24 protein-coding genes and 3 pseudogenes are annotated in these 20,590 nt (G+C 62.3%); 10 read left to right on the forward strand and 17 right to left on the reverse strand.

Going from position 1 to position 20,590, the window contains the following annotated elements; genetic code table 11:
- Positions 1-519 precede the first annotated feature (519 nt).
- From GTW51_RS21075 to GTW51_RS21100, 6 genes are all read right to left on the reverse strand, one after another.
- Positions 520-819, reverse strand: a complete 300-nt coding sequence (locus tag GTW51_RS21075) for a hypothetical protein (protein WP_163046018.1) — start codon at positions 817-819, stop codon at positions 520-522.
- A complete protein-coding gene (locus tag GTW51_RS21080) occupies positions 816-1,220 on the reverse strand; it encodes a type II toxin-antitoxin system VapC family toxin (RefSeq protein ID WP_163046019.1) in 405 nt (134 codons plus the stop codon). The genes GTW51_RS21075 and GTW51_RS21080 overlap by 4 nt, the downstream gene beginning before the upstream one ends.
- The gene (locus GTW51_RS21085) at positions 1,220-1,465 is read right to left on the reverse strand and encodes a type II toxin-antitoxin system VapB family antitoxin (RefSeq protein ID WP_163046020.1); all 246 of its coding nucleotides are present in this window, start codon (positions 1,463-1,465) and stop codon (positions 1,220-1,222) included. The genes GTW51_RS21080 and GTW51_RS21085 overlap by 1 nt, the downstream gene beginning before the upstream one ends.
- Positions 1,466-1,538: 73 nt before the next feature.
- The gene (locus tag GTW51_RS21090; RefSeq protein WP_163046021.1) at positions 1,539-1,826 is read right to left on the reverse strand and encodes a hypothetical protein; all 288 of its coding nucleotides are present in this window, start codon (positions 1,824-1,826) and stop codon (positions 1,539-1,541) included.
- A gap of 7 nt (positions 1,827-1,833) precedes the next feature.
- On the reverse strand, positions 1,834-2,088 hold the full coding sequence (locus GTW51_RS21095; RefSeq protein WP_163046022.1) for a WGR domain-containing protein: 255 nt from the start codon (positions 2,086-2,088) through the stop codon (positions 1,834-1,836).
- Positions 2,085-2,672: a recombinase family protein gene (locus GTW51_RS21100; RefSeq protein WP_246233320.1), complete on the reverse strand. Its 588-nt coding sequence runs from the start codon at positions 2,670-2,672 to the stop codon at positions 2,085-2,087. The genes GTW51_RS21095 and GTW51_RS21100 overlap by 4 nt, the downstream gene beginning before the upstream one ends.
- A 668-nt stretch (positions 2,673-3,340) precedes the next feature.
- Between GTW51_RS21100 and GTW51_RS21105 the strand changes: the two genes are divergently transcribed.
- Positions 3,341-4,096, forward strand: coding sequence for a sensor histidine kinase (locus tag GTW51_RS21105; protein ID WP_163046023.1), 756 nt, complete (start codon positions 3,341-3,343; stop codon positions 4,094-4,096).
- Here the strand turns inward: GTW51_RS21105 and GTW51_RS21110 are convergent.
- Positions 4,072-5,222, reverse strand: a protein-coding gene (locus GTW51_RS21110; RefSeq protein ID WP_163046024.1) for an IS3 family transposase whose coding sequence is annotated in 2 segments (ribosomal slippage) — positions 4,072-4,955 and positions 4,955-5,222 — 1,152 coding nt in all. Because the reading frame shifts where the segments join, the coding sequence is not laid out codon by codon here. The two genes, GTW51_RS21105 and GTW51_RS21110, sit on opposite strands and share 25 nt — an antisense overlap.
- A 3-nt stretch (positions 5,223-5,225) precedes the next feature.
- Here GTW51_RS21110 and GTW51_RS24690 point away from each other — a divergent pair.
- A complete protein-coding gene (locus tag GTW51_RS24690) occupies positions 5,226-5,471 on the forward strand; it encodes an ATP-binding protein (protein ID WP_425483300.1) in 246 nt (81 codons plus the stop codon).
- A gap of 18 nt (positions 5,472-5,489) precedes the next feature.
- On the opposite strand, the pseudogene GTW51_RS21115 reads toward GTW51_RS24690, so the two are convergent.
- Positions 5,490-5,780 (reverse strand): annotated as a pseudogene (locus GTW51_RS21115) (transposase); the annotation flags it as partial.
- Between the two features lie 111 nt (positions 5,781-5,891).
- On the opposite strand from GTW51_RS21115, the gene tnpA (GTW51_RS21120) reads away from it, so the two are divergent.
- From tnpA (GTW51_RS21120) to GTW51_RS24130, 4 genes are all read left to right on the forward strand, one after another.
- Complete coding sequence (tnpA, locus tag GTW51_RS21120; protein WP_343034088.1) at positions 5,892-6,254, forward strand: IS66-like element accessory protein TnpA; 363 nt, start codon at positions 5,892-5,894, stop codon at positions 6,252-6,254.
- On the forward strand, positions 6,251-6,598 hold the full coding sequence (tnpB, locus tag GTW51_RS21125) for an IS66 family insertion sequence element accessory protein TnpB (RefSeq protein WP_163046026.1): 348 nt from the start codon (positions 6,251-6,253) through the stop codon (positions 6,596-6,598). Before tnpA (GTW51_RS21120) ends, tnpB (GTW51_RS21125) begins: the two co-directional genes overlap by 4 nt.
- Before the next feature lie 62 nt (positions 6,599-6,660).
- On the forward strand, positions 6,661-8,274 hold the full coding sequence (gene tnpC, locus GTW51_RS21130) for an IS66 family transposase (RefSeq protein WP_163046027.1): 1,614 nt from the start codon (positions 6,661-6,663) through the stop codon (positions 8,272-8,274).
- Positions 8,274-8,570, forward strand: coding sequence for a hypothetical protein (locus tag GTW51_RS24130; RefSeq protein WP_246233327.1), 297 nt, complete (start codon positions 8,274-8,276; stop codon positions 8,568-8,570). Before tnpC (GTW51_RS21130) ends, GTW51_RS24130 begins: the two co-directional genes overlap by 1 nt.
- Positions 8,571-8,576: 6 nt before the next feature.
- Here the strand turns inward: GTW51_RS24130 and GTW51_RS24135 are convergent.
- Positions 8,577-9,436 (reverse strand): annotated as a pseudogene (locus GTW51_RS24135) (IS3 family transposase); the annotation flags it as partial.
- Between the two features lie 80 nt (positions 9,437-9,516).
- On the opposite strand from GTW51_RS24135, the gene GTW51_RS24695 reads away from it, so the two are divergent.
- Positions 9,517-10,161, forward strand: a complete 645-nt coding sequence (locus GTW51_RS24695) for a transposase (RefSeq protein WP_163046030.1) — start codon at positions 9,517-9,519, stop codon at positions 10,159-10,161.
- Between the two features lie 285 nt (positions 10,162-10,446).
- On the opposite strand, the gene GTW51_RS21150 is transcribed toward GTW51_RS24695, so the two are convergent.
- From GTW51_RS21150 to GTW51_RS21175, 6 genes and pseudogenes are all read right to left on the reverse strand, one after another.
- Positions 10,447-11,463 carry a Gfo/Idh/MocA family protein gene (locus GTW51_RS21150; RefSeq protein WP_163046031.1) on the reverse strand — a complete coding sequence of 339 codons (1,017 nt, stop codon included), beginning with the start codon at positions 11,461-11,463 and terminating at the stop codon, positions 10,447-10,449.
- Positions 11,460-12,497 carry a Gfo/Idh/MocA family oxidoreductase gene (locus GTW51_RS21155; RefSeq protein WP_163046032.1) on the reverse strand — a complete coding sequence of 346 codons (1,038 nt, stop codon included), beginning with the start codon at positions 12,495-12,497 and terminating at the stop codon, positions 11,460-11,462. The genes GTW51_RS21150 and GTW51_RS21155 overlap by 4 nt, the downstream gene beginning before the upstream one ends.
- 41 nt (positions 12,498-12,538) lie before the next feature.
- Positions 12,539-14,302, reverse strand: a complete 1,764-nt coding sequence (locus tag GTW51_RS21160; protein ID WP_246233322.1) for a TRAP transporter large permease — start codon at positions 14,300-14,302, stop codon at positions 12,539-12,541.
- 130 nt (positions 14,303-14,432) lie between these two features.
- Positions 14,433-15,467: a TRAP transporter substrate-binding protein gene (locus tag GTW51_RS21165; RefSeq protein ID WP_163046033.1), complete on the reverse strand. Its 1,035-nt coding sequence runs from the start codon at positions 15,465-15,467 to the stop codon at positions 14,433-14,435.
- A gap of 46 nt (positions 15,468-15,513) precedes the next feature.
- Positions 15,514-16,293, reverse strand: a complete 780-nt coding sequence (locus GTW51_RS21170) for a GntR family transcriptional regulator (RefSeq protein WP_163046034.1) — start codon at positions 16,291-16,293, stop codon at positions 15,514-15,516.
- Between the two features lie 187 nt (positions 16,294-16,480).
- Positions 16,481-16,828: pseudogene (locus GTW51_RS21175) on the reverse strand (recombinase family protein); the annotation flags it as partial.
- Between the two features lie 144 nt (positions 16,829-16,972).
- Here GTW51_RS21175 and tnpA (GTW51_RS21180) point away from each other — a divergent pair.
- The 3 genes from tnpA (GTW51_RS21180) to tnpC (GTW51_RS21190) all read left to right on the forward strand — a co-directional run bounded on the left by tnpA (GTW51_RS21180) (position 16,973) and on the right by tnpC (GTW51_RS21190) (position 19,416).
- On the forward strand, positions 16,973-17,356 hold the full coding sequence (tnpA, locus tag GTW51_RS21180; RefSeq protein WP_163046035.1) for an IS66-like element accessory protein TnpA: 384 nt from the start codon (positions 16,973-16,975) through the stop codon (positions 17,354-17,356).
- A complete protein-coding gene (gene tnpB, locus GTW51_RS21185; protein ID WP_163046036.1) occupies positions 17,353-17,694 on the forward strand; it encodes an IS66 family insertion sequence element accessory protein TnpB in 342 nt (113 codons plus the stop codon). Before tnpA (GTW51_RS21180) ends, tnpB (GTW51_RS21185) begins: the two co-directional genes overlap by 4 nt.
- A gap of 66 nt (positions 17,695-17,760) precedes the next feature.
- Positions 17,761-19,416 (forward strand): IS66 family transposase, encoded by a 1,656-nt coding sequence (gene tnpC / locus GTW51_RS21190; protein ID WP_163046037.1) that lies wholly within the window; start codon positions 17,761-17,763, stop codon positions 19,414-19,416.
- Positions 19,417-19,885: 469 nt separating this feature from the next.
- On the opposite strand, the gene GTW51_RS24405 is transcribed toward tnpC (GTW51_RS21190), so the two are convergent.
- On the reverse strand, positions 19,886-20,284 hold the full coding sequence (locus GTW51_RS24405) for a CBS domain-containing protein (protein WP_343034086.1): 399 nt from the start codon (positions 20,282-20,284) through the stop codon (positions 19,886-19,888).
- Positions 20,202-20,516 (reverse strand): tyrosine-type recombinase/integrase, encoded by a 315-nt coding sequence (locus tag GTW51_RS24150; RefSeq protein WP_343034087.1) that lies wholly within the window; start codon positions 20,514-20,516, stop codon positions 20,202-20,204. Before GTW51_RS24150 ends, GTW51_RS24405 begins: the two co-directional genes overlap by 83 nt.
- Positions 20,517-20,590 lie beyond the last annotated feature (74 nt).

Consider the following 20,590-nt stretch of genomic DNA (forward strand, 5'->3'; position numbering starts at 1 on the left):
CGCCTGAAGGCGATAGGCTGGAGATGTCGGGAATGCGGCGGTTTTGAGCGGAGGTTTATGGGCGAACAGTCGAGAAGGACGGGATTGGGAAAACCAGGTTAGCTCTGAGCGCTTCAAGCGCGCAAAGTCGAATTGGACCCGATCTTCGAACTATCCATAAGGGCCCGCGGCGTATGAAAGCCGCAACATGAGGCCGGACACACGACGGAACTCGACCGCATTGCTCATTCCAAAGCCGAAAAAACCGCTTGCATTCCGGGGGGCGTCCACAACACACGAGCTAAGTGTCTGAATCAGAATGACCGCCGTGTTTTCAGGCTCTTGCGAGCCTTCGGGTTAGCATTCGGATGTTTGCGATGAAGACCCAGGCTTGTCCGGTCTGTCACCTGAACGCCTGGGCGAAGCCGGCCGCACGGCTGATGTGCGGAGAATGCGAAACCCTCATGCAAGTGCCCGCCGACGAGGAGGGCGAAGCGGAGCGGCGTGAGAGAACGGGCGGTCGTCCCAAGGCGAGCGCGCCTAAGCCGGCTTTCCATCGGACAGGACAAAGTCGGGCGGGGGTGTCCTAGGAGCCCGCGCGATCTCGGCGCGCACTTCCAAAAAGCGCGGCCCGAGATAGCCATCCGCCCACGCCAAGGCGGCCGCCTGTGTCTCGAAAAAATGCGCTTCGCCATGCAGCTCGGCGTAGCGGCGGCACGCTTCATCGAAGGCAAGCGTCTCATGGAGCCGCGAAGTCGCAGATATGACGTAGTGATCCGACGCCCACCAGACGTTTGGCGCTTGGTCATCGGGCAGGGCAACGATCAGGAGGGGCGTCATGCAACGACCTCCAAATCCGTGACTCGAAATTCGTTGTCCGTCGCCAGGATCGGGACGCGGTAGTATTTGGCGCAGGCGTAATGCAGACAGTCCGCGAGATTGAGACCCCTACGGCCGCTCCGGTAGCGACCGAGCGCCGAGAGGGAAAGGGCGGTTGCTTCCCTGGCGGGAGGTAGATCGCGCACGGCGATGCCGCGCGCGTCAAGGAAGTCGAGAACCAGTCGTTCTGCTTGGCTTACCGACAGGCTCAGCTTGTCAGGGCGCATCAGGGCTAAGACCGTCTCCAGCACCACCAGCGGCGATGTCATCGGCCTGTTCGCTGTCCGGATGGCTTCCGAGCACCGCTCGGCTTCCTTCTCCTCGGTCAGCACCGCGATGATGGCGCAGGCGTCAACGAACATTATTCGCCGTCCCACATTTCATCGAAAGCGGATTGGGGCAGGGGCCGTCGAGCCTTCTCCGTCAGGTCGATCCCCATTTCGGCCCGAAGGCGCGCAGCGGTTTCGGACGGGGTTTCGTGGCTGTGCCGACGCTCGATCGCCTCGCGCATGGCGATGACGATCGCATCAGTGATGTTGACGCCTTCGAGCTGCGCGAAGGTGCGCGTCAGCGTGTCGGCCTCAGGGTTGGTGATGTTGATCGCCATGATGCTCTCCTCGCCCGAAGCCTAATGTAGATATAGATGGCTGACAATCTACATCGCCGCACAAACTCGCCGGTCAACTCTTGGACGCCGCCGATCGGCGGCTTGAGCCGTGCCGGCGCAGCTCCAACCCCTTCCCAGCCAGCCAGGCGGCAATCTCCTCGACGGTTACGGGACCGGCGTTCGGCTCGTCCAGAAGCTCCTCGCGGCTGTAGCTCGCGGCGACCTCGACAAGCCGCCGCGAACGTTCATCCCAATCGCCGAACTTGGCGGCGTGGCGGCCGGTTCTCAGGACGTTTCGCGCGCGGCTGGATAGCTCGTCCTGCCGACGCCGCAGGACGGCTTGATGGCGTTCCTGTGACATCGGCGGCCTACTTGTATCCTCGCCGGCGCTTCCCCCGCGCAACCCGCCCGAGGGCATCGTGAGCGCGACCTGCATTGTCGAACCACTCGGTCTTCTGCTGGCCGCGCGCGCCGATCCGGCCCCAGCGTCGAACCACACACCATTCGCCGAACAGGTTCGGCTCAATGCGAGCGACATAGAAGCGTCGCATGTTCTTCGCCGAATCGATCCGCTGGAGATGCAGGTCGATCGGGAAAAGGTCGAGCTGAACCAGCGGCTTCATTCGGCGGCGCTCCTCTCCGCCCCGCTGCCGGCGCTGAGCGCCCGGTAGAGGGTCGCCACATGCACGTTGAGCGTGGCGGCGATCTCGCGCGGCCTCTTTCCTTCATCCCGCAAACGTTGCGCCAAGGCGAGCTGATCGCCGGAAAGGGCAGGGGGCCGGCCGAAGCGAACGCCCTTCGCCTTGGCGGTGGCGCGGCCGGTGCGCTCATGGATCAAGGATCGCTCGAACTCGGCAATGCCGGCGAACACCGTCAGCACCATGCGGCCCGCCGGCGACGTGGTGTCGGCCCACGGCTCGGCCAGCGAGCGCAGGCCGACCTCGGCCGCATCCAGGCGCTCGGCGATGTCGAGAAGATCGCGCGTCGATCGGGCGAGGCGGTCAAGCCGCGTCACCGTCACCACGTCATCCGCCCGAAGATGGTCGAACAGGAGGGCAAGCTGCGGTCGATCGCGCTTCGCGCCGGAGACTTTCTCCTCATAGACCCGCTTGCACCCGGCCGTCTTCAACGCGGCGCGCTGCTGCGCGAGGTCCTGGTCGCCGGTGGAAACGCGAGCATATCCGATCAGCAAGGCGAGGGTTTCCATTCCGATAAAGGAAGGCGGAGTCTACCTTGTGCGATCTGTCGCGAAAATCCCTCTTGTGCGATGGTGCAAATGACGGTCGCGAAAATCTCGTTTTAATCGGGAATAAAGCGACAGGTCCATTTCGGCTCACGACCTCGAACTGCCGCTTTCCGACGGCCTGGTTCGACGAAAAAAATCACTCCTTCGCGTATATCCGTGCCCGTTTTCGTGCTGACCCCGAAATGGGCCGTTGCCGAGCTGAGGCTCGGTGTTCGCCTCGGAAATTTCTCTGGTTCGCCGGCAGACGGCCTCGACACTCCCGGCATCGCCGCTGCGATCAGCGCTCCACGTCGATCGGCGAAGTGTAATGGCAAATTCACCGAGAAGCCGTGGCGCGACCGTTTGGTCGCCGCTTTCTAATGCCTGGTCGTCGCTGAGAGGAACCATAGGTGCAGCAGGCATCAATGGTGGAAAGCGTGATACAGAGCGTGCTCAGGCCATTGTGCGGCTTATCATATCGCCCATTGCCGCGTTGTATATTTTAGTAGGCGTTCTTACCAATTCCATAGAAGAGCCGAACGGGTATTTTTTTACTTGGGTTTTTTTGTGTCTTCTTTTTAGTCTCATTTAAACTATATACTGTTATCGTGGGAAACCCGGGAATTAATCATTTAAGACGAGCCTTCGCAATGCTCCTCGATTTTGGTATCACGACGTTTTCAATGATCATTGGATCGGCTTACCTTGCACCCTTTTATGCAATACTAATTTGGGTCACGGTCGGCTACGGGATGCGATACGGTTCGCGCTACCTTGGTATTGCGACGGTTCTTGCGCTTGTCAGTCTCGTTTTCGTTGTCAGCCTGAGCGACTACTGGCGAGGGCAACCGTATGTCGTGGCCACGCTTTTCGTAACCGCGATCGTCGTTCCGCTTTATGCGCATATTCTTCTTACGGGCACCCGCGATGCCTACCAGGCGGCGGCGGCGGCCAATCTCGCAAAGTCGCGGTTTCTCGCGCAGGCCAGCCACGATCTTCGCCAACCGATACACGCCATCAGCCTTTTTACGGCTTGCCTACGTGATGGCGAAATCGGGGCCGAAGAACAAGAGATGGTCGAAAACATCGATCGCTCCCTTCACAGTGTCGCGCAATTGTTTCGATCTTTGTTGGACGTGGCGACTCTCGACACTGGTAATGTCTCACCAAAGGTCGAGGTCGTTGAACTCGGACCAATTCTCAAAACAATCGCCGAACAAAATGCTGAAGCGGCACGATGGGCTAAGGTCACGCTTCGTGTCGTACCAACGAGAGTCCGGGTTCACGTAGATCCAAGCCTTCTGACCGTTATTGTCCAGAACCTTGTTTCCAATGCGCTCAAATATGGACTTGCTCCGGCAAAGTGGAGAGCGTTTTCAGTTTATGCGGCCAACCTCTCGAACTGAAGCGGGCTGACGAAGTCGAGCGCTGAGTGGCGCCGGACGGGGTTGTAGAAGCCGTCGATGTAGCGACCTATCGCGTCGGTCGCCTCGGCCCGGCTTTGGAAGGCCACGCGCCAGACGAGTTCGGCCTTCAGCGTCTTGAAGAAGGTCTCGACCATCGCGTTGTCGAAACAATTTCCCTTCCCCGACATCGAGATCAGGATGCCGTGCTTCCTCAGCTCAGCCTGGTAATCAATGGCGCAGTATTGGCTGCCGCGGTCGGCGTGGTGAATGAGGCCGGCGGCCGGACGCCGCACAGTGACGGCTCGGCGCAGGGCCGACAATGCCAGTTCCTTGTGAAGCCGATCGCTGGTTGCCCATCCCACGACGCGCCGGGCAAAGAGGTCGACGACGACGGCGAGATATAGCCAACCCTCGCGGGTCCAGACGTAGGAGATGTCGGCGCCCCACTTCTGGTTCGGCCCCGTGGCGGTGAAGTCCTGATCGAGGAGGTTCGGGGCGACCGGGAAGGCGTGCAGGCTGTCGGTGGTTCGTTTGAAGCGTCGCTTCTGCCGTGCCTTCATTGCGTTCTCGCGCATCAGTCGGGCGACGCGCCGGCGGCCGATCGGCAGCCCATTGCCCCGTAGCTCATGCACCATTCGCGGGCTGCCGTAGGTCCCGTTCGACAGAGCAAAGGCCGAGCGGACATGCGCCAGCAGCACCATGTCGTCGCGTTGTCGGCGGCAGGCCGGACGGTCTTTCCAGGCGAAATAGCCGCTCGCACTGACACCGAGGACCTTGCACAAACGCTGTACGGGGAATTCCTTCTTCGCCGCATCGATGAGACGGAATCTCATCGACTTCCCTCCTTGGCGAAAAAAGTCGCTGCGCGCTTCAGGATCTCGCGTTCCTGCCGCAGGATCTCGTTCTCGCGCCGCAACCGCTTCAGCTCCGCCGCCAGATCTTCCTGCCGTTCGGGTGGGGGCGCTTCCAAATCGCGCTCACGACGTTTGTCGAGCCAGCGACGCAGCGTCGAAAGCCCGATGCCGAGATCCTCCGCAATCTCGCGCTGTGTTCGCCCGCTCGTCTCCACCAGACGCACGGCCTCCGCTTCGAACTCCTCGCCGAAGCGGCGATGTGGCTTGCCCATAGGATGCTCCTCCTTCCATCAGAAGAGCTCTCCTGTTTTGCGAGGCAAGTCCAATATGCCTCTGATGGACCCGTTCTGATTGGTTGCAGGAAGCACGGCGAGACGGTGTCGATCGTCGTTAAGGACAGGGGCCGAGGTATTCCGGAACCGGATCACACGAGGGTCTTCGACGAATTTTATCGCGTAAGCGTTTCAGGCAGGGACGTCAGAGGTGGTCCTGGTTTTCAGACCATCCGGCGGCGGATTTAGAGTGGACCGCGGTTGTCGTTATGCCGCCAGTTTCTCATTGGCCCAGCTCATCGCATAGGCTTCGTTCGGTGTCGCGTCATGCAGGCTCGAATGCGGCCTCTCGGCATTATAGTAGCTGATCCACGAGCCGATCCCACGCCGAGCTTCGGAGCCGGTTTCGAACGCGTGCAGGTAGACGCATTCGTATTTGAGCGACCGCCAGAGCCTCTCGATGAACCGATTGTCGATCCAGCGACCTCTGCCGTCCATTGAGATCCTGATCCCAGCCGCCTTCAGCTTGTCGGTGAAGTCGCCGCTGGTGAACTGCGATCGTAACCGCCCGATTGTTACCGCCTGCCGAATATAGTCGTGATGGCCTATGACACGTGCTTAACGACGTCGTTTGCGACGTGTCTTGGGCGAGGATTGCGATGCTGAGAGATTCTTGGAGAGGAACGGCGGCGGCGCTGGAGTGATGAGAAGAAGCTCGACATCGTCATGTCGGTCGGGGTCGATGGGGCGACGGTGACCGAGGTTGCACGGCGACACGATGTGACGCGGCAGCAGATTTACACTTGGCGCAGCGAGTTGAGGAGGAAGAGTCTCCTGTTGCCGTCCGTGGGTCCCGTCTTCCTTCCCGTGGACATTCCTGTCGCGCGAAGCCCATCCGGCATGCACAAAGGTGCCGACGGCTTGTCAGCCAAGATCGAATTGCAACTGTGCTGTGGACGCAGCCTTCGCTTTGGCAGAGACATCGATACCGCCACTCTGACGCGGCTGATCCGTGCGGTTGAGACGGCATGATCGGACCGGGAACTGGCGTTCGGGTCTATCTTGCCTGCGGGATCACGGACATGCGCAAAGGAATCGAGGGTTTGGCTGCACTGACGCAGGACGTGTTGCGCCAGAAGCCGACGGGAGGAGCGGTCTTCGCCTTTCGGGGCCGGCGTGGCGATCGTTTGAAGCTTCTTTATTTTGATGGCCAGGGGTTCTGTCTTTATTACAAGGTCTTGCAGCAGGGCCGCTTTCCGTGGCCGTCGGCGGCCGACGGGGCGGCCCGACTGACGACGGCGCAAATGGCGATGTTATGGGAAGGAATTGACTGGCGACGCCCAAATTGGGGCGCGCCGCCGGCTCGTGTCGGATGATTTATCCCACTGAATGTGCTTGTTTTTATGGCGATCCTCCCTGACTTGTGGTAGTCAGGATCATGTCGAATGCCGCCGAGAATCTTCCCGACGATCCGGCCTTCCTGAAGGCGATGATTGCCGCTTTGCAGGCGGAAAATGCGAAGATGTCGGCGACGTTGCAGGCGCATGACCAGCTGATCCAGACCCTGAGGCTGCGCATTGCCATGCTGAAGAAGCAGGTCTTCGGCAAGTCTTCGGAGAAGATCGAGCGGGAAATCCAGCAACTGGAACTGGCGCTGGAGGATCTGTTGATCGCCGCGGCGGAGAGCGACACCAGGCCAGTCAACGAGGCCGCTGAGATCGCTCCCGTAGCAAACGCGCCTGAAAAGATCGTGCGCCGTCGTCCACGCGTATCGGAAAAGGCCGTTCGCGAGCGCAGGGAACTCGACCCCGGCACCTGCTGTCCTGCGTGTGGGGGCGAACTGCGCCTTGTCGGCGAGGACGCCAGCGAAATCCTCGACATGGTCGCCGCACAGATGAAGATCATCGAGATCGCCCGGCTGAAGAAATCCTGCCGCTGCTGCGAAAAGATGGTGCAGTTGCCCGCGCCGAGCCGGCCGATACCCGGCAGCATGGCGGGCGCTGGCCTTCTGGCTTACATCCTGGTCTCGAAGTTCGACGACCATCTGCCACTCTATCGTCTGAACGAGATCTTCGCCCGCATAGGTGCCGACATTCCCGACAGTACCCTGGTCGATTGGTGCGGTCGCGCCATGAAGGTGCTCCAACCCCTGATCGAACGGATCGAAACGGCGATCATGGGCAGTAATCTTCTCCATGCCGACGACACCCCGATCCGGGTGCTGGATCGCTCGCTGCGAGACAAGGGGTTAGGCAAGGGCGTAAAGAAAGGCCGTATCTGGACGTATGTCCGTGATCAGCGCCCATGGGCGGGCGGTGCCCCGCCGGGTGCGGTCTACTACTTCGCCCCGGACTGGAAGGAAGATCACGTCCACCGCCATCTCAGGCAGACAAGCGGCATCCTTCAAGCCGACGGCTACAAGGGCTACGGGAAGCTTTATGAGCCTGGAGCGGATGGAACCTCTCGCTTCCGGGAGGCGGCATGCTGGGCGCATTGGCGACGCGACTTCCATGATATCTGGACCTCGAACAAATCCGAGATCGCACGCGGGGCTCTCGACCGTATCGGCGTGCTTTACGACATCGAGCGCGACATTGCAGGCCAGCCTGCCGATGTCCGCTTTGGTGCGCGTCAAAAACACAGCAAAGCAAGGGTCGAGGCACTCCGTATATGGGCCGAAGCGCAACTGACCCGCATTCCGGGCAAGGGCGATCTGGCGAAAGCCTTCCGTTATGGCCTGAGCCGTTGGCGCTCATTTTGCCTGTTCCTGGAAGACGGCCGCGTCGCCATGGACAACAATGCCGCCGAGCGCGCCCTGCGCGCGATTGGAATCGGAAGAAAAAACTGGTTATTCGCCGGTGCCGACACTGGCGCGGAAACCTTGGCCCGGGCCATGACGATTATCGAGACAGCCAAGATGAACGGCGTCGATCCGCAGGCCTATCTCGCCGATGTGCTCGACCGCATCCACGATCACAAGATCAACCGGCTCGACGAATTGCTCCCCTGGAACTGGGCACCTGTCACAGCCACTTGCGCCGAGGCCGCCTGATGGCAACCGTGACCCATGTGTTCAGCATCGACTATGTCGCCAAACTGCTCGATGAAGATGCCGAACTTCTTCAGGCGATCGTCAGCAACGATGACAACCTGAGCTACGGCGGTATTATCAGCGTCTACACCGGGCCGGACGAGGCCATAACCTCGCTTACCTGTGACGGAATGGAAGAGCTGGAGCAGATGCTTGTCCATGCTCGCCGCACCGCTGACGAATGGAACGACTTCCTCAACGCCTTCGTCGATGATGAGGAACTCATCGCTCGCATCAAAACGAAATCTCCGCGGTAGCAACCGGGCGGTTACCTGCGATCCCTGGTCGCTGTTGAATATCTCTGGCTTGCCGAAGCGGGCCATGGCCTCCTCCAGCGCCTCGATGCAGAAGCCGGCGTCCATCGTATTCGACAGCCGCCATGCCAGCACCTTCCTCGTCGCCCAGTCCATGATCGCAACGAGATACAGAAAGCCCCGCCGCATGGGAATGTAGGTGATGTCTGTACACCAGACGTGGTTCGGCCGCTCGATCGTCAGATCTCGCAAGAGATAGGGATAGATCCGGTGCTGCGGGTGCGGCTGGCTGGTTTGCGGCGCCTGGTAGATCGGCGACAGGCCTATTTTGCGCATCAGCCGCCGAACGCGATGACGCCCGACGAGATGACCCTGCCGACGCAGCCAGCGCGCCATCTGCCGAGAGCCATACCATGGCGTCTCCAGGAACTGCTCGTCGATCTGTCGCATCAGGACGAGGTTCTCGGTGCTCTCGCCCGCTGGCGTGGCGTAGAGCGTCGAGCGCGTCAGCGACAAAAGACGGCATTGGCGCCTGACACTGAGGCGCGGATGGTTCCTCTCGATGCCCGCCTGCCTTCGATCCCGGCTCATCGACCGAAGGCCTTCTGCAAAAAATCCCGTTCCACAACGAGTTGCCCGATCTTGGCGTGGAGCTTCTCGAATTCCGCGTCGCGGTCCCGGGCAGTCTCGGCAACGCCGCCGCCGAACGCCGTCGCCATGTTCTCGATGGCCAAGCGCTTCCATTGGCCGACCACATTCGGATGCACCCCGTGCTTCTTCGCCAGTTCCGCCAGCGTCAGTTCGCCCCGGATCGCATCCAACGCGACCTTGGCCTTGAATTCCGCGGAATACCGCGCCCTCTTTGCCATTCTCGGATCGTCCTTCTCATAAGGCGATCCACTCTAAACGCTGGTCCGAATTCATGGGACCACCTCTCATCAAGCCTTTCGTGCTCGCGAACACCGCCGTGGGCTGCACCCTCCACACCGACGCGAACCGCTCCTACAACGGGATCCCGGAACGCAATCACCAGCCGCGCAACCTCAGCGGCGAGAACGAGCTACCAGCCCATATCACCTTCGAGCGCATCCACCGGGTATTCTCGAACCTGAAGCGCTGGGCGCTCGGCACCTTCCACGGCTTCCGTGAGAAGCACATGGACGCGTACCTCAACGAGTTCGTGTTCCGCTGGAACCGCAGACGCTCATTCCAGAGCGCCATGGATCGGCTGCTCGGGGTCGGACAGGTGTTGCCACGCACCACCTACAGAGACATCGTCGGCGACACGTCTGAGTGGCGAAGCGAGCATCAGGACCAGATCCTCAAGATGGTGAGCCCGGATCGGCTGAAGATGGCGAAAGAGCTGGCCAGCAGGGATCGCATCGACATCCTCGACGCGCTGGACCAGATCGGGCAGCGATGCGACGTCATTTACGAGCGCCGAAATCCGACACGTCCCGCCCTTCCGCCGCGACGCCAGGGCGAGGAACGGTCCACCGCCCGCTATCGCCACCCGCCCCGGCCGCCACGGGGCGAGATCGAGGCGGGCTTTCTGCGGCACATGCGTCCCGCATCGGCCGTCGTGCCGTCCTGACCCGCCGCCAGGGTCGTTCACCGGCCTTCTGAGATACTTTCTGTGGAGCGCTTCCCGGCGGTCGCATCAATGCGCGCCGCGCCGCTTCCCATGCGCTCTTCTATTCCGGAAATGCATCGATTCCCCTGCTCCAGAAGCGATTTTCACTGCAATCCGATCCCCATCCGGACCCTAGATGTTGGGGGTACCTGAGCGAAAGGGATAAGCAGTCACACAGATGCTCGCCTTCCACGACCGCCATGTCGGCTAGTTTATATATGATAATGTCCTATACCTTATACCCTATTACGGCGCACGAAGCGCCGGACGGCTTGCTTGATTCTGAGCGTCGATCGCCAGATGCGTCACCGTGAATACGTGGCTCTGCTTCATCGCAGTCTGCGTCCTGTCGCGCACATCGGCGAGAAAGTTCCGGAAATAGGTGAGCGGCTCGCAATTGGCGTCGATGTAGCGCGTCCCATTGCGGTCCGCGATGAAGACATGATCGCTCCCGGGCCGGCCTTCGATGTCCAGGTATTTCCGAAGTTCGATCGTGCCTTCCGTGCCCAGGATAATGAGACGGCCGTCGCCCCAGGTCGGCAGCCCGTCGGGTGTGAACCAGTCAACGCGGATGAATCCCCGACCTTGATCGCTGGAAAGCAGAATCTCCCCGTAGTCCTCAAAATCGGGCATTTCCGGCATGCCGAAATTGCCGGCGGAACTGGCGATAACGCTGGCATCGTTCGACCCTGTAAAGAACAGGAACTGATCAATTTGATGCGATGCGATATCCACGAGGATGCCGCCGAAGGCGCCGGGATCGAAGAACCACGGCGGCCGGATCGCGCGGTTGAGCCGATGCGGCCCAAGACCGACCGTCTGGAGAACGCGCCCGATCTCGCCGTCGGCCACAAGCTTCGTAGCAATCTCGACTGCCGGAACGATGAAGCGCTCGGTAAAGCAGATGGAGAAGATGCGGCCAGACTCGGCGACCGTCTGCTCGATGAGGGAGAGGTCCGCGGCTGTGGTGACGCCCGGCTTGTCGACCATAACGTCCTTGCCGGCGCGCATTGCCTCGATCGCGATCTGCGCCCGGTCGCGGGGAATGGCGGCACAGCAAATCACCTGGACGTCCGGATCGTCGATGAGTCTCTGCCGGTCAACAGATGGAATATCGGGAAAGCGCTCGCGGAAACCGCTGAGGACGCGCGCGTCGGAGGTCTGCGGGCAATAGCCGGCACAAACCGCGCCGGCGGCGGTGAGACCCTTCACGTGGTCATAGATGTGACGATGATCGAGGCCGATGGCTGCGAACCGGATCATCGCCCTTCTCCCGCGACCTTGACAGGACCGTCGGATCGCCCGGCTTCGATCAGCGCGTCGATGAGACGATGAACCTTGAGCGCCTCGCGGCCTGTGACCCGGGGCGCGCGATCGTGGTCGAGCGCGTCGAGGAAATCCTCGATGACGCCGCGGTGCCAGTCGTGCGGGAAAGCCATCGGATCTGCCCCGGTGCCGCCCGGGGTCGCAATCGGCGCGACATTCTCCTTGCGTCCGTCATGGAAGGCGACATCGAGACCCGTTCCTTCAAGAACCGCCGTTCCGTTCCGGCAGACGAAGCGGATACGCTCGGCAAATCCCGGATAGGCACTCGTGGTCGCATCGATCGTTCCGAGAGCCCCGCTTTCGAAGCGCACGGACGCCATGACCATGTCTTCGGTCTCCATCCGATGCACCGGCGTGGTCGTGGCATAGCCGCGAACCTCGGCGACCGGCCCGGCGAGGCTCAGCATCAGGTCGAGGGTGTGGATGCCTTGCGAGATCAGGACGCCCCCGCCGTCACGTGCAAAGGATCCGCGCCCCGGCTCGTCGTAATAGCTCTGCGGTCGCCAGAGGTCGATGGTCACCGAGCAGCCGACAATCTCATCGAGCCAGCCCTCGCGCAGCAGTTCGGCCAGGCGGAGCCCGACCGGCCGGAACCGGTGCTGCAAGACGATGCCGAGCGTCACGCCGGCGCGCTCGCATGCCTCGACGAGCAGCGTGGCGCGCTCGATGGTGATCTCGATTGGTTTTTCAAGCAACACATGCTTGCCGGCCTCGGCGCAGCGCCGCACGATCTCGAGATGCGTGTTGGCGGGCGTCAGGACGATCACAGCCTCGATGCTCTCATCGGCGAGGATGGTTTCGAGATCGGCGCACAGCGGAAACGGGAACCGGGCCGCGAAAACCTCTCGCCGCGCGGCTGTCGGACTGAAGGCACGGACGACCTCGACGCGGTCATGAAGGTCGATGAGGCTGCGTGCGTGTGGGGTGACGACCATGCCGAGGCCGATGAGCGCGATACGCCGTCTGGTCACTGTCGAACTCGCTTACGAGGCATGGAAATCCGAAATGACGCTCAAGGGCCGAACCAGGCCACCGGAGTGAGGGTCAGAGCCGGCACGTAGCTCACGAGAGCCAGCACGGCGATGAGCGCGGCGACGAACGGGATGATCGCCCTGAAGGTGGCAACGACATTGGCCTGACCAACTCGGGCAGTGGTGAAAACGAGCACCCCGAGTGGCGGGGTCAGGGCGCCGATCACGAGGTTCATCACCATGATGATGCCGAAGTGAATCGGATCGATGCCGGCCGCGATGACGATCGGCACGAGAATCGGGACCAGGATCACCAGCGCCGCGATCATCTCCATGAAAAGACCGACGACGAGCAGAAAGCCGTTGATGCACAGGAGCAGGAAGATCGGATTCTCCACCAGGGTCGCGAGACTGGACGCGATCTTCTGAGGGATCTGCTCAAAGGCCAGCACCCAGGCGAAGGGCGCGGCCGCAGCAATGATGATGACGATGACGATCGTATCGAACACCGCCTCCCGGATTCCGGCGACGAGGTTGTCGACCGTGAGCTTGCGGTACAGGAAGGCGCCACAAAGGAGGGCGTAGACGAAGGCGACGGCCCCCGCTTCCGTGGCAGTGAAGACGCCGAACCGCACGCCGCCCACGATGACGACCGGCAGGATCAGGGCCGGGATGGCGAGACCGAGAGAGGAGAACCGCTCCCGCGCGCTGGCGCGCGGCCTGTCCCCGCCGTAGCCGCGGTAGCGGGAAATAACGTAGACCGCGATCATCAACTCCGCCGCGACGAGAAGGCCGGGCACGAGCGTGGCCACGAAGAGTGCGCCCACGGATACCGAGGCAAGGGCCGCGTAGATGATGAGGCCCAAGCTTGGCGGGATGAGGTTGGCGATGGTTGCCGAGGATGCCGTCAGGGCGCAACTGAAGGGCCGGTCGTAGCCGCGCTTCTCCATCTCCGGCACCATGAGCTTGGCAACCGTCGAAGCATCCGCCGTCGATGACCCGGAAATGCCGGCGAGCATCGTGTTGGTCACGACATTGGCTTGCCCAAGGCCGCCTCGCAGGTGGCCGACGAGCTGCGTCGCGAGGTCGACGAGACGGGGTGTGATGCCGCCGGCATTCATGACGGCTGCGGCGAGGATGAAGAACGGGATGGCCAACAACGTGAAAGAGTTCAGCGACGCCGCCATGTTCTGGGAAACCGTCACCAGCAGGATGTCCGCGAGCGGCGCGAAGGCGGCGAAGGCGCCGAAGATCATCGCGAAGGCAATGGGCACGTCGAGCAGAATGAGAACCAAGCCGACGCTGATCAGCGCCAGGGCGCTTCCGCTTTCGCCGTAGAGGCTGGCCGCGCCGTAGCGCACGGCGAGGTACAGCAGCGAACCTGCGATCAGGGAGGCGATGCCTGTGCGAAGAGGTTGACCGGCGCCCGGCAAGGCGAGGAAGAAGAGATTCAATAGGCCGCCGACCGGCACCGCGGTGAAGAAGTAGGTCATCGGCCATTGCAACGCCGGTGAGACCTGGATCGCTCGGCTCGCATATTCGGCGCCGTGGACGACCAGCATTATGCTTGCCGCCACCATGACAGATCGCACGAGGAAGGCATGCGCAGCGCGGCCCCCCGCCGGAACGAAACGGCTGACGACGTCGATCGAGATGTGCGCGCCGCGCCCAGTGGCGATTGCCATGCCCAGGAAGATCGACCAACAGAACGCCCAGATCGCCATCTCTTCGGGCCATGGCAGGGCCGCGTCGAAGCCGTAGCGCAGCACGACCTGAAGGCAGGCGATGATCGCCGCGCCGAGCATCAGGACGACGCAGACCGCCTCGAGAACCCGGTCGACGAACGCGGCCAAGCCCGTCGACGGCGGCGTCATGGGCGCCGCAGGCGGTGCTGCAGCGCCCGGCTTGCCGCTCAGGTCGAGAGAGCTCGCCATGTCAGCCGAGCGCCCGGATCTTCTCGATCATCTCCGCCGTCTCGGGACTTTTGGAGCTGAACTCCTCGAACAAGGGAGCTGTCAGCTCCTTCATTCGAGCCAGCTCTTCCTGCGACAGCTCGTGAACCTCGACTCCCAAGCCTTTCAGTTCCTCAAGAGCTGCACTCGCCTCCGCCCGGTTGGTCGCCCTCTGCTCGGCGAACACCTCTTTGGCCGATTCGCGCACCAGCGTCTGGAGATCCTCGGGCAAGCCGTCGAGCCAAGCCGCGTTCACCCGTACCGCCTTTGGCAGGAACCAGTGACCGGTCAGCGTCAGGTGCTTGGCCTGCTCGTACCATTTGAAGCCAAGAATGGAGAACACGTCGGAATCCAGCGCGTCGATGATGCCGGTCGAGAGGGCCGAATACTGCTCGGAATAGGGCAGCGGCGTCGGGCTGGCGCCGAGCAGCTCCCAGAAGTCCACCCATATCCGTAGCTCCGGCACCCGGATTTTCACGCCTTCCAGATCGGCAAGCGCAGTGACCGGCTCCTTCGACAGGACATGGCGGAAGCCGGTTTCAGCATAGGCGACGAATTCGACCCCGGTCTTTTCCCGCGCGATCTGTGATGCCTGCTGGCCTAGCTCACCCTGCAGCACCCGGTCGACATGCGCCTCGTCGGTGTAAATGAAGCCGGGTGCCCCGCCGAAGGCCGCGATCTCCGGCGCGATCGCCTCCTCGCTGTCGGGACCAGCCGTCGTCGCCTGGATGGTGCCGATGCGACTGCCTTCGAGCAGCTCCGAGAGGCCGCCGAGCTGGGCCGCGGGGAAATGCTGAGCGTCAATACGCCCCTCGCTCCGCTCGTTCAGGACCTGCGCCCATTTCTCGAACGCCTCGGTGATCGGCGTTCCCACGCCCTCGGTGTGGGCGATCTTAGCGACAAACTTTTCCTGGGCGAAGGCGGGCCGTAGGACGGCAGGCATGGCCAGCGCCACCGTTCCAGCCTTCAGCAAAGATCGGCGGCTGATCCCGCCGTTGAACAACTGGATGTGCGTCATGTGATCGGCTCCTCCCGGTTCATGATGACGAAACGGTACTTGTATTCTAGTATCCGGACAAGGATTTTTCCGCGCGCCGAGATCGACCAGCGCGGCTTGGTGCTTCGACCCTTGCGGTGCCGACAGGATGCTGTTCCATCCGCGAAGTATCGAGGACGGAGTCCAGATGCTGCCGCATCGCCGTCTTCGCCGCTTCGGCATTGCCGGAGCGTATGGCTCTCAGCAGTATGAGATGTTCCTCGAAAGCTCGGCGCGAGCGGCCAGGGATTGATGATGTGAGACTGAAGCGCTCCCGGTCGACATGCGCCTTGACCGATTGGACGAGTTGCCACGCGCGCGGCACGCCTGCGGTTGAGGCCAGCAACGCATGGAATTCCTCGTCAGCGGTGAAGAAGCTCACGTAATCATCGATAGCGGCCGCAGCCTCCTGCCGCGCCAGGATGGGCTGAATCGCCTCCTCGTCAAAGCTGTTTCCCGCCAGTCGGCCGGCAACCTGCTGCTCGATTGCGGACCGTATAAAGAGCGCTTCCCAGATCCGTGCCTCGTCTCGAGGCGCGACGATTGAGCCGACTTGAGGCTTGGTGACGATCAGCCCGTCACTGGCCAGACGTTGAAGCGCCGCGCGCAGGGGAGTTCTGCTGATGTGACAGAGTTCCGCCACCTCATTTTCGTGGATCGGCGCGCCAGGCGGCAACTGGCCATTGATAATTCTTTGCCGCAGATGCGAATAGAGCTGCGGACCGATCGACCGGTCACGATCGATGCTGAGCCCGAGCAGCGATGTCGAGAGATCAAAACTGTCAGGCGGGCTCTTCAGACGCGTCAAGAATATACCTCCGTTGCCGCGCCTGCGCCTATCCACCACCACTCTTCGTCGGATGTTCCTCTCAAGACCCAGAATGGCCACAGAATACTAGGATTCTAGAGCCGTCAAATGCCCCGCCCGGGTTCAGTAGGTCGAGCGGCATGTTTTTCGAAGACAGTCCTTGGAAATCGATGATCCGCTTCATCGGTCAGGCGACGCTGGCTTTGTTCAACAGCCGGTAGACTGACGCTCTTCCGATTTTCAGTTGCCTAGCGATCGCGGCCGGGCCGAGCTTCTCCTCAAAATGGAGCCGTTGCACCTCGGCTGGATCGATCGCCGCTTTACGGCCGGTGTAGACGCCGCGCGCCTTGGCTGCCTGAATCCCTTCGAGCTGCCGCTCGCGCCGAAGGTTGGTCTCGAACTCGGCAAAGACGCCCAGCATGTCGAGGAAGGCCTTTCCGGCGGCGGTGGTGGTGTCGACCGGCTGTTCGGTAGCGCGTAAAGCGACGCCGCGCTATTTCAGATCATGGACGATGTCCTGGAGGTCCTTCATCGAGTCCTGGGCGTCGACCCGCATCGAGAGGTCGGTGGCGATCGCGGCCGCGACCTTCTTTTCGAGGTCGAAGCGCATCCAGTTGATGTGTACGCCTCCGGCCTGAGCCGCCTTTTGAGCTGGCCGGCGCGGTAAGACACTGCGTGTATGGACGTCCATAAGCACAGTGCCTTCGAGCGGTTGGAAATTGTGGAGACGGGTCGGCGTCGCCGTTGGAGCGACGACGAGAAGCTCCGGATCGTGATGGAGAGTCAGTCGGCACCGCGCCTGGTGTCGGCCACGGCGCGGCGGTACGGAATCTCGCGCTCGCAGTTGGGAACATGGCTGCGCTACTTCCGCGCCGAACGCCATGCCGTGAAGTCCGAGCCGATGTTCGTACCAGCGGTGATCGCCTTGGAGCCAGCGTCCTGGTCCGCCGCGTCCGACGCGGACGCGGCGATCGTCTTTGAGTTGCCGAAAGGCGGGCGGTTGCGGATTGCGGCCTCGACGCCGCCGGCGCTGGCGGCGGCGGTCCTGAAGGCGCTGCGATGATCCCGTCGCGAGCTCGGGTGTGGATCGCGATGGGCCACACGGACATGAGGCGGGGCATGCATGGCCTGTCCCTTCAGGTCCAGGAAGGCTTGAAGCGCGATCCCAACGGTGGTGATCTCTTCGTCTTTCGGGGACGCAGCGGATCGCTGGTGAAGATCCTCTGGCATGACGGGGTCGGGCTGTCGCTCTATGCCAAGAGGCTGGATCGCGGACGCTTTGTGTGGCCCTCGGCCAAGGACGGCGTCGTGGCTCTGACCCACACGGACCTGGCCTGCCTGTTGGACGGGATCGACTGGAGGAACCCGATCAGAACCTGGCGTCCGGAAGCGGTTGGGTAGGCACAAAACCCTTGCATCGCAGGCTCGGCATGGCAGAATCCGTCTTGTCGTGAACGGATCACCTGCATGGCCGATCTGCCGGAAGACATCGTCTCCCTGAAGGCCGCGCTGGCGGTGGCTGAACGACGTGCCGACCGGGCCGAGGCGGAGCGGGACACGGCAGTTGCCGAGGCGGCTCACGCACAGGCGAAGGCTTCCGGCATCGAGGCGCTGATCGCCCATCTGAAGCTCCAGATCGAGAAGCTGAAGCGCGAGCTCTACGGCACGCGCTCGGAACGCACCGCACGCCTTCTCGATCAGTTGGAACTGCAGCTCAAGGATGCCGAGGCGGCCCTGAGCGAGGACGAGATCGCGGCAGAACAGGCGGCGGCGAAGACGACGCTGGTCGCGTCGTTCGAGCGCCGGCGCCGGGGCGGCCGCAAGCCGTTCCCCGAGCACCTGCCGCGCGAGCGCGTCGTCGTGCCGGCCCCTACCGCGTGCAAGTGCTGCGGCTCGGATCGGCTGCGCAAGCTGGGCGAGGATGTCACCGAGACATTGGAAGCGATCCCGCGCCGATGGAAGGTCCTCCAGACGGTGCGAGAGAAGTTCACCTGCCGCGATTGCGAGGGAATCACCCAGCCGCCCGCGCCGTTCCACGTCACGCCCCGCGGCTTTCTCGGCCCGAACCTGCTCGCCACTATCCTGTTCGAAAAGTTCGGCCAGCATCAGCCGCTGAACCGGCAGTCAGAGCGCTACGCCCGCGAAGGCATCGATTTGAGCGTCTCGACGCTGGCCGACCAGGTCGGCGCCTGCACGAGCGCGTTGCGCCCGCTCCACGAGCTGATCGAACGTCACGTCCTCTCTGCCGAGCGCCTGCACGGCGACGACACGACCGTGCCGATCCTGGCCAAGGGCAAGACGGTCACGGGGCGGATCTGGACCTATGTTCGCGACGACCGTCCCTTCGGTGGCCCGGCCCCGCCGGCGGTGCTTTACCAAGCCTCGCGGGACCGCACCGCCGAGCAGCCCGAGACGCATCTGAAGGACTGGACCGGCATCCTGCAGGCCGATGCATATCCCGGCTATGAACGCCTCTATGCCGGGACGCGAAGTCCGGGACCGGTGACCCAGGCGCTCTGCTGGGTTCACGCCCGTCGCAAGTTCTTCGAGCTCGCGGATATCGCGAAGAACGCCCGTCGCGGAAAGAGCGCGGCATCGATCTCGCCTATGGCGCTGGAGGCGGTGAAGCGCATCGACGTCCTGTTCGCCATCGAGCGTGAGATGAACGGCTACCCCGCCGAGCAACGCCTGGCGATCCGCCGGGAGCGCTCCCGGCCGCTCCTCGTCGACATGGAAACGTGGATGCGCACCGAGCGGGCGCGCCTGTCGCGCCATGCCGACACCGCCAAGGCGATGGACTACATGCTGACCCGGTGGGACGCCTTTGCTCGCTTTACCACCGACGGCCGCATCTGCCTGTCGAACAACGCGGCCGAGCGAGCCCTGCGCGGCATCGCCCTCGGTCGCCGCTCATGGACCTTCGCCGGATCGCAGCGCGGTGCCGATCGCTGCGCCTTCATGCTGACGATGATCGCCACCGCTCGGCTCAACGGTGTCGACCCGCAGGCCTGGCTGGCGGACGCCCTGGCCCGCATCGCCGAGTTTCCCCAGAGCCGGCTGCACGAGCTCCTGCCATGGCACTGGGCCGCGGCGGCCCATCAGGATAAAGCCGTCGCAGCCTGACTGCGGCCTACAGCGGATGCGTACGTTGATGTGGAGGTTTAGGGCATTGGTCAGTTTTAGCCAAAACCTGGGCTGTCCCTGCGGAGAACCGCGGGGATCAGGCTGTATAGAGCGGCTGTGCAGTGCTGGAGACAGAGCCTTAAGACGACGGTTGAGCAGACGTCTTCAGATCGCATAATCCGGGTCGTCAGAGATCAGTCCGTTTCGTCCCAACCAAGTCGTCAGAGATCAGTCCGTTTCGTCCCAACCAAACGCCGAAGGGCCGAGCGATCATTCGTATGCAAAGCCATTGGCCCAATGTTTGTATTCATCCGATCGAGGCGAATACGGGTTGATGGCAGAAGTCGCGTGCTTCCTACAAGCCTTTCGCCCAGCATTCCATGCCGCGCATTCGCGTGATGCCGCCCGGATCGCCTCTGCAAGGGTGCTTGGCTGTTCGATCGCGTGCGGCCTTAAGGACTGTGCTGGATCAAGCTAATAAAATCGCGATGAGGACGATGGAGTAGTAGAGCAAGATTCCGCCGGCAACGAGCATGATCTGGTAGTTGGTGGAGATCGTCGCCTTCGTCACCTGCTTGGCCTGATCGATCAAGTCGGGCCAAGTGTATGACACGAAATCGCCCTGGGTCATGATCGCGACGATGCGATCGTTCTGGTCGACCACCGGCAGCCGGCGAAACCTCTCGTTCGACATGACGCGAAGCCAATCGAGAAGATCAGCGTCAGCGCGGACGATCAGCAGCTCCCAGGTTAAGATATTACCAGGAATCCCGTTTGTTTGGCAATTACGATGCCATTCGTTCGGTGATCGAGCGTTGCTCTTTGCCCAGCGCATTGGCGTAGAGCGCCGTCGTCTGGACTGCGGCATGGCCCATCCATTTCGACAGCATGTTGAGTGGCACCGTCGCGCTGATCGCCGCGACACCATAACCGTGTCGTGGCCCCTTTGGTGTCGCTTGCGGTCCCTCGATGTCGGCATCGGCCATGACGAGCTTCACATGCCGCCAGGCCGTCGTTCGGCTCCACGACCATAGCAAACGACTGGACTGCCGCCCACGGGCTTCCCTGATGCCATGAACGAGCATCAGCGTGTCGATCACACGCGGCGGGATCGGAACGGCCCTGCAGACGCCCGTGCAACTCACCCGTCATTTCGACGGTCTCATCCGCGAGG

This window comes from Aurantimonas aggregata (assembly GCF_010500835.1).
GTDB lineage: Bacteria > Pseudomonadota > Alphaproteobacteria > Rhizobiales > Rhizobiaceae > Aurantimonas > Aurantimonas aggregata.